The sequence below is a fragment of the Cupriavidus sp. Met-2 genome (assembly GCF_049843575.1).
GTDB lineage: Bacteria > Pseudomonadota > Gammaproteobacteria > Burkholderiales > Burkholderiaceae > Cupriavidus > Cupriavidus metallidurans.
On sequence record NZ_JBBHZL010000032.1, the window covers coordinates 1 to 8064 of the forward strand.

The window sequence follows — 8064 nt, forward strand, 5'->3', positions numbered from 1 at the left end:
CTGGTGCTGGCAGTCGCCACGCTTGGTGGAGCGGCAGGGGTCGCGAACGCCGGGGTAACTTCCCCGCGCGATCCCTATACGGATGGCGGCCACTCGATGGGGGTGCGCGATCCGTTCACGGATGGTGCGCATTCGATGGGCACGCGTGACCCGTTCACCGACGGCGGACATTCCGTCGGAACCCGCGATACGTTCTCTGACGGCGCTTGATCGTCAAGGTCCTGGCTGAGACGGCACGCGCCCATGGCGCACCGAGTAAGGCTCGGTGTCGTCCATGGGCGTTGTGCATTTTGGGGCCCCGCCGGCCGTGAAGCGCGAACTACAAGGATTTGGCGATCGCCTCGATCGGCTTGATGCCCGTGCCAAAGCGCGCGATGTTCTCCCGATGCTCGCGAAGGCTGGAGTATGGGACGTATCGCGTATTGAGTTCCGCGACACGGTTGAATGCCGGCCGGCTGAGTTGCGCACGGACTTCCGCTTCTCGGTTATCTGGCGCCACGAGGAATAGATGTTTGGTGGCGGATTGACTGGTGCCCAGGGCAAGATCCAGCAGCCGCACGATGCCGGAGTAGATCGATGTCGAATGCTCGACCTCGAACGCGGCGGCCACCTCAAGGGTTGCGGGATCCAGCCAGACCGCGTCGATCAGCGGGACCGTCTCACCGCCCGAGACGAGCAGCGTCGCCGGTAAGGCGGACAAACACCCAAGACTGAGGGGCTCGCCATTGTATTCGCGGCCCCGGTCGTTGGTCGCGATCCAAACCGCGTAGCCGAGCGACTTGCCGAGATCTCTTAGCCAGCCTTGGACTTCGGTATGTGTGGCATCTTCAAGTTTGCCTGCCTGGATCTGCTTGGCGAGTGCAGACGCCTGTTCCCTGACCTTGGCCAGATCGTCTTCCCACGCGCTGACCTCGCCGGGCAGATCGTTGCGTGGCGGAGCGGGATAGCGCCCTGTTCCGACGTCAAATAGCAGGCCGGCCAGCGCACCCAGATCATTGGAAAGGACCTCACGATAGCGATGATTGAGCGCCAGGATGCCGTCGCGCATTGCAAGGTAGTGATCCCACTTGCCCAGCTTGACCGCCGCACCGGTCAGGGCGTTGTAGCCGTTCACGATCGCAGTATTGAACGGTGGCAGCAGGGTCGGGTGGATGAAATAGAGCAGGTTGGCGACGGCGGGACCGAGGCCTTTGATTCCCACGCCGCTCAGTCGCTGGATGGCGGTGAGCATCTCTGCCTCGGTATCACAACAATTGCACGTGTGAAGCAACCTTGCGAACGCCCGCTGGTTGTCGGCGTTCTCGTAAATATCGGGAATGCGCAGTTTTGGCTTCCAGAGAAACGCGTGATCGGCACCCTTGAAGATCTGTCGCTGTTCGGCAATCGAAGCGACAACGGTCTCCAGAGACGATCCTCGGTACGCATTGCCAAAGGTGCCTGCGTGAATTTCCTCGACGACGGCGCCGATCCCGCGCCGGATGGATCTGAAATTCTTGAGGCGTTCAGGCCAGAGGAACCAGGTTTGATAGGTGCCGTTCGGATCGGATTTCCAGCGTTCAATGAGAGTTCGGGTGGTGTCTGTCATGGCGTCACTTTTTTGCCGGGCAGTGTATCACCGCGGGCGCGGAATACTGTGCGCCAAAACGGTCTCAAGCGAACTTGACCTTCCCATGGCGGGAAGGATTATGGTGTATCGGGTAAGCGTTGTCGGGTCGTGGCTTGGCTAATTATCTGAAAGGTGACGTCATGGATTCCCACGTAGTACAGGATGCTGGTTCGAAGACCGGGCTTAACCGGCGGGCGATTGGGTGGCTTGCACTGGGGGCCGTGTTGATCGTCGTGCTCGCTTTCGCTAACTCGGGCTGGAAGCGGCTTGCGTCGATGTTGCCTTTTGGGCTAGTGTTGCTGTGCCCGTTGATGCATTTCCATCACGCCGGGCGCCAGCGGAATTCGTCCTCGGCGAGAGGTAACGAGGCGCGTCGGAACACAGGAGTCGCACAATGAATGAACGTAGTCCGCTCCAGCCACACGATCACGCTGCGCACGGCGCAGCGTCGCCCGGCGATCATGACGCGCATCATGGCCATTCGCATGCCGGGCATGGCTCGCAATGCGATGGCAAGCGCGCGCCCGACACCGACTTGAAAGATCCGGTTTGCGGGATGGCGGTATCGACGGAATCCAAATTCCGCGCCGAACACGATGGCAAGCAGTATTACTTTTGCAGTAACTCCTGCCATCAGAAGTTTCTGGAGGAGCCGTCGAAGTATGCGGGGGTGACGACCTCTGATGCTGCGACACTGGTTGCCGAACCGGAAGGGACCATCTATACGTGCCCGATGCACCCGGAGATTCGTCGGGATCATCCCGGGAACTGCCCGAAGTGCGGGATGGCCCTGGAGCCGCTGTTGCCGGATATCGAGGACGGCGAAAATCCTGAGCTGACGGATTTTCGACGCCGCTTCTGGTGGACGCTGCCGCTGACCGCAATCGTCTTTGTACTTGCGATGTTCGGATCTCGGCTGGGCTTGATGTCACCCGACACGCAAAGCTGGGTGGAGTTTGTTCTGGCGACGCCGGTCGTCCTGTGGGCGGGTTGGCCATTCTTCGAACGCTGCCTGCAATCGTTCATCAATCGTAGTCCGAACATGTGGACCCTGATTGGGCTGGGAACCGGTGCTGCCTATATTTATAGCGTGGTGGCGACGGTTGCGCCGGGCGTTTTCCCGCCCGCGTTCGCCGCGCATGGGCGTATCGGCGTGTATTTTGAAGCCGCCGCGGTCATCATCTCGCTCACCCTGCTCGGGCAGCTTCTTGAGTTGAAGGCGCGCTCGCAGACCTCCGCCGCAATCAAATCACTGCTCGGCCTGGCACCAAAAACTGCCCGGCGCATTGGCCCCGGCGGACAAGAGGAAGATGTGGCCCTGACCCACGTTCACGTGGGAGACCTGCTGCGGGTCCGGCCCGGCGAAAAAGTGCCGGTGGACGGTGTCGTCACGGAGGGTAGCAGCTCGATTGACGAATCGATGATTACGGGCGAGCCCATGCCGGTTTCCAAACGCGCGGGTGACCACGTCATTGGCGCGACGATCAACACTTCGGGCAGCCTGATCATTCGGTCGGAGAAGGTCGGTGCGCAGACCATGTTGTCGCAGATCGTCCAGATGGTTGCCCAGGCGCAGCGGTCGAAGGCGCCGATGCAGCGCATGGCCGATCGGGTCGCCGGGGTCTTCGTGCTCGCAGTCATCGGTGTGGCGGTGGCCACGTTTCTCGCATGGGGGCTCTTCGGTCCAGAACCGAGTTGGGTGTTTGGCCTGATCAACGCCGTTGCCGTGCTGATTATCGCTTGCCCGTGTGCTCTCGGATTGGCGACGCCAATGTCGATCATGGTCGCAAGCGGTAAGGGAGCTGCAAACGGCGTGCTGTTTCGCGACGCGGCGGCGATCGAGAACCTGCGCAAGGTTACCGCACTGATCGTCGACAAGACCGGTACATTGACCGAGGGCAGGCCCGCCTTTGCGCGATCTGTTGGCGTCAATGGCTATGCCGAGGAAGAGGTGCTGCGGCTTGCCGCAAGCCTTGACCAGGGGAGCGAGCATCCGCTGGCCGCTGCGCTGGTTACCGCCGCGCGGGATGCGGGACTGTCCCTGGAGAAGGCAGAGAATTTTGAATCGAGCACGGGGATTGGCGTTCGAGGCATCGTGGCCGGGAAAAGGCTCGCCATTGGCAACACGGCGCTCATGGAGGAGGAGCGTGTCCAGGTCGAGCCGCTGCGTGCGCAAGCCGACGACCTGCGCGCGCAAGGAGCCAGCGTCATGTATTTGTCCGTTGACGGCACGCTGGCTGGGCTACTTGCCGTATCGGACCCCATCAAGCACTCGACGCCGGAAGCGTTGCAGAGTCTGCGGGATGAGGGTATCCGCGTGATCATGGCCACCGGCGATGGCCTCGCCACAGCGAAGGCGGTGGCCACTAATCTGAACATCGACGAGTTCCGCGGGGAAGTGAAGCCCGCCGACAAGCTTGCGTTGGTGACGCAACTGCAGGACGCTGGCGACGTGGTAGCCATGGCGGGTGACGGGATCAACGACGCACCTGCACTGGCCAAGGCCGATGTGGGCATCGCCATGGGCACCGGGACCGATGTGGCAATGAACAGCGCCCAGGTTACCCTGGTGAAGGGCGATTTGCGCGGCATCGCCCGGGCCCGAAACCTCTCGGAAGCGACGATCCGCAACATGAAGCAAAACCTGGCATTTGCCTTTGTCTATAACGCGCTTGGCGTGCCCTTGGCCGCTGGCGTTCTGTACCCGCTTACTGGGTTGCTGCTGTCCCCCATGATTGCGGCGCTCGCGATGAGCCTGAGTTCCGCATCGGTGATTTCCAACGCGCTGAGGCTCAGGCGGACGAGTGTCTGACGCGAGCCGAGCGTTGTTTCAAGTAAGTCAGTACAAGGAAAATTCTAATGAAATACCTGTTTGCCGCTGCCATCCTGGCAGGAAGTACCGCGTCGTATGCCGCGGCGCCTGCCATGACGGTCTATAAGGATCCCAACTGCGGTTGTTGCGAAGAGTGGGTGAAGCACGTCAATCAAGCCGGCTTCCCCACCAAGGTGATCAACTCGACGGATGTGACCTCGGTAAAGACGCGACTTGGGGTGCCGGCCTCATTCAATTCCTGCCACACCGCCGTGCTGGAAACTAGCGGCCAGGTCATTGAGGGGCACGTGCCGGCCGCCGCTATCCAGAAACTGGTGGCCAATCGCGCAGTCAAGGGCGTCGCAGTGCCTGGCATGCCGACCAATGCACCGGGCATGGGCAAGCTGAACGGCGGCCTGGTCACGGTGGATTTCCAGGGCAAGCCCTTCTCCCAAGACTAACGGAATCAGAGCTGGCGGCACCCATGCCGCCAGACAATGCTGCATGGAAGAATCCAACAAGCCGCGCTGGAGGATCATCGGCCTCCTGGGGTTAGGTACCGTCGCCGCGACGGTCATCGCGCTGCAGGCCAAACGCTATCTGGAGACACCGCCAATCCCCGATCGGGCACGGAGTGGGCGCGAATTGCGCATTGACGCATCGGATTCACAGCGGGTGGAGCGAGGCAGGCAGCTATATGCGCAGGCGTGTGCCGCGTGCCACGGTGCCAAACTGGAAGGGCAGCCGAACTGGCGCGATCGGCTGCCAAGTGGGCGGCTGCCGGCCCCACCACACGACGCGTCAGGCCATACCTGGCACCATGCAGACGCGATACTATTCGCGCTCACGAAGAACGGATTGGTACCAGGCGTCTCTGCACCGAGCAATTATGTCAGCGACATGCCGGCCTTCAAGTCGTCGATGTCAGACGAGGACATCGTTGCAGTACTGGCCTACATCAAAAGCACCTGGCCAGAGAAGGTGCAGGCCGCCCAGCGCGAGGCGACCAACGAGTACATCGGTCGCTAGCCTGCCGAGCAACAAGAACGGGCCTCCATGCCTGTCGTCGTCACAGGTTGGAGGCCATCGGTCTGTTTGGCGGGAGTGGTTAGTCGCGCGTCGCGCTATTTTTTCACAACGACCTTGCCGACCATACCGGCTTCGAAGTGGCCGGGCACCAGACAGGCGAAATCGACGGTCCCAGCCTTGTCAAACCGCCAGACGAGAGTCCCCTGCGCGCCCGGTGCGAGCGTGAGCTTGTTGGGGGCAGCGTGCTTTTCGCCGGCCATCTCCCGCATCATTTTTGCATGCTCTTTCAGTTCGGCCGTCGTGCCGATCACCATTTCGTGCTCGACTTTCCCGGCATTGCGTACCTGGAACCGGATGGTTTCACCCGCTTTCACCGGAATCGCGTTGGGTGAGAATCGCATGGTGTCGTTCATCGTGACGTCCACCGTACGCGTGGCCTTGGCACTATCGCCAGGTTGTCCTGCGACCGATGCAGCCGGTTTGCGCGTGGCCGAGCTGTCATTGCTCGGGGCGGCTGTCGCCAGCAACGGAACAAAGGCCACGGCGATGAGGGAAAGCGCGAGTGTCTTCATGGCGAACCTCGGTGGTGGGATGTTAGGGCTAGGCTGAGTCGGATTGACTCAGCCTCTGGATTGGAGGGGTCTTACATTTGCATGGGGGAAAGTATGCCGAGCGACGCAACCAGAACCAGGATCAGCGTCGCGGCGCCGGTCTCGAGCGTCAAGCTGCGTTGCAGCGTGCGTACGGCGACCACGTGATCCCCGGTTCGAACCGCATGTTCAAGCTGCGGGCTGAGATGGAAACGGTTGGCCGCCGCAAGGAGCAGCATGACGCCGAAGAGTGCTAGCTTGAATAGCAGCAGGCCGCCGTACGACGCCAGGCTCAGTTCCGGCAGTTGCAACCCAAAAATCATCCAGTAGTTGACGACGCCGGTGACCACCAGGGTGGCAACCACCATCGTGCCGACCTGCGCGAATCCATTGGACGTCCGGCTCAGTAGCGCCACCTTGTTGGGCGTTGCGGCCGTGCGGGACAATAAAACGAAGGCGATCAGGGCACCGAACCATGCACCGGCTGCGATCAGGTGCGCGATGTCTGATGCAAGGTGGATATAGCCCTTCACGCCGTCGTCCATCGCGCCGTGTCCTCCCCACGCCAACGTTGCCAGCGCGAACGCGGCACCGCCTGTTATGGCGCTGAACTGGGACAGCGGCCGATTGCGCAGGAAGAGCGCGGCGAGCAGACACAGGAACAGGGCAACCAGACGAACAATCCAGGCCGTACCGAACGCGGTTCCGGTCACAATCATCTCGAAAACGTGGCCTTGAAGTTCAGTGTACGAAGCGGCGCCCGTCATGCCCTTCGCCATGACAGCGATGTTCACGAACGACAGGACGATACCGAGCGTTGCGGCCACCTTGCAAAGGGTTGCAAAGGAGGCGCCGATCGATGACCGCCGCTCCTCCTGGCGCAATGCATACAAGGCGAACAGCGGAAGGCCAAACAGCGCTGCAAGATCTAGATAGAGTGCTAAACGCACTGCGACAGTTGCCCAGTCCATTGCAGCTTACTTGACGGTGAAGGTGATATTGCCGTTGATCGGATGGGTGTCGGACGACACAGCGCGCCATTCCACACGATAGTTGCCGGGGCTAAGCGGCTGCGCAGGCGTGACTACCATGGTCTTGGGATCGTCGCCGCCGGCGACCTTTGCTGCGATCTTCATCGGCGAGTGGTCGGCCATGCCCGGCATGCCGGTCATCAGGAGATTTGCGCCGGAGAACTGCGTCGAAAGATTCTCCGAGAACTTCAGTTCGATCTTTTGGGGAGCGGCAACTTCCGCCTTGTCAGCGGGGGTCGATGTGAGCAGCTTCGGGTGCGCAAAGGCCACGGAACTGACGAGCAATGCGGCAGCCGCGAGGGTCGCACGAATAGTGAGGCGTGATGCTTGCATGAAAAACTCCAATTGCTGGTGGGGTGTGAAAAGAAAAAGACGATCAGAACCACATGCGAATACCCGCGACGAAGCGCGTCTCGCCGCTGCGGCCGCCGGAGGCTCGGACCATGTTTGCGGTATTGCCGAAGCTTTGCGAGCGTTCGATACCGATGTACGGCGCAAACTGCCGGCTAAATTCATAGCGCAATCGCACTCCGACAGCGCCGCTGGAAAGGCCACTGCCGATACCGATTTCGGGGTCGTTCTTGCCGTACAGGCTGGCTTCTAACCTAGGCTGCAAGATCAGCCGCTGGGTCAGCAGCAAATCATACTCACCGGAAAGGCGCAGCGCGGTTCGTCCCTCGGTGCCGACATAGCCGGTCGCCTCGACCTCGAACCAGTAAGGCGCCAACCCTTGCACACCGAACGCAAGCCAGTTGCGTGCAGGGCGCCCATAGCCGGCGTCGTTCCGGACACCCAGTTGGGTGTCCCAATACGTGGCAATGGCGTGTCCCCACAACAGTTCGGTGCGGGCTTCGGGAACCTTGCCCTTTTCGACCTCGCCTTCTGCCTTGATGACGAACTTGTTGAACGCATTCCCAATCCACGCCTGCGCTTCGTAGGATGCCGCATTGCTTTCGTTACCTTTGGTCCATTCAAGGCGATCAACGAGAACGGACG

General features: G+C 61.1%; 10 protein-coding genes. 5 read left to right on the top strand and 5 right to left on the bottom strand.

Annotated elements, in window-relative coordinates:
* Positions 1-210: hypothetical protein (locus WD006_RS28965; RefSeq protein WP_425648352.1), on the top strand; the 210-nt coding region annotated here is incomplete at its 5' end.
* A 109-nt stretch (positions 211-319) separates the two neighbouring features.
* On the opposite strand, the gene WD006_RS28970 is transcribed toward WD006_RS28965, so the two are convergent.
* Positions 320-1585, bottom strand: a complete 1266-nt coding sequence (locus WD006_RS28970; protein WP_029307134.1) for a hypothetical protein — start codon at positions 1583-1585, stop codon at positions 320-322.
* A 296-nt stretch (positions 1586-1881) separates the two neighbouring features.
* Between WD006_RS28970 and WD006_RS28975 the strand changes: the two genes are divergently transcribed.
* Genes WD006_RS28975 through WD006_RS28990 form a run of 4 tightly spaced genes read left to right on the top strand, consistent with a single transcriptional unit; the run spans position 1882 to position 5447 of the window.
* Positions 1882-2004 carry a DUF2933 domain-containing protein gene (locus WD006_RS28975; RefSeq protein WP_231108959.1) on the top strand — a complete coding sequence of 41 codons (123 nt, stop codon included), beginning with the start codon at positions 1882-1884 and terminating at the stop codon, positions 2002-2004.
* Positions 2001-4418, top strand: coding sequence for a heavy metal translocating P-type ATPase (locus WD006_RS28980; RefSeq protein WP_253931996.1), 2418 nt, complete (start codon positions 2001-2003; stop codon positions 4416-4418). The genes WD006_RS28975 and WD006_RS28980 overlap by 4 nt, the downstream gene beginning before the upstream one ends.
* Positions 4419-4465: 47 nt before the next feature.
* Positions 4466-4879: a DUF411 domain-containing protein gene (locus tag WD006_RS28985; protein WP_008652087.1), complete on the top strand. Its 414-nt coding sequence runs from the start codon at positions 4466-4468 to the stop codon at positions 4877-4879.
* Positions 4880-4922: 43 nt separating this feature from the next.
* On the top strand, positions 4923-5447 hold the full coding sequence (locus WD006_RS28990; RefSeq protein WP_008652088.1) for a c-type cytochrome: 525 nt from the start codon (positions 4923-4925) through the stop codon (positions 5445-5447).
* 95 nt (positions 5448-5542) lie between these two features.
* Here the strand turns inward: WD006_RS28990 and WD006_RS28995 are convergent, their stop codons facing one another.
* The 4 genes from WD006_RS28995 to WD006_RS29010 form a co-directional block, all read right to left on the bottom strand.
* Positions 5543-6019: a cupredoxin domain-containing protein gene (locus WD006_RS28995; RefSeq protein ID WP_029306637.1), complete on the bottom strand. Its 477-nt coding sequence runs from the start codon at positions 6017-6019 to the stop codon at positions 5543-5545.
* A gap of 71 nt (positions 6020-6090) precedes the next feature.
* Entirely contained in the window at positions 6091-7008 is a 918-nt protein-coding gene (gene copD / locus WD006_RS29000) for a copper homeostasis membrane protein CopD (RefSeq protein WP_029309276.1), read from the bottom strand.
* Between the two features lie 6 nt (positions 7009-7014).
* Positions 7015-7401: a copper homeostasis periplasmic binding protein CopC gene (copC, locus tag WD006_RS29005; protein WP_029309277.1), complete on the bottom strand. Its 387-nt coding sequence runs from the start codon at positions 7399-7401 to the stop codon at positions 7015-7017.
* 43 nt (positions 7402-7444) lie between these two features.
* Positions 7445-8064 (bottom strand): copper resistance protein B (locus WD006_RS29010; RefSeq protein ID WP_425648353.1); only part of this gene is annotated, 620 nt, incomplete at its 5' end.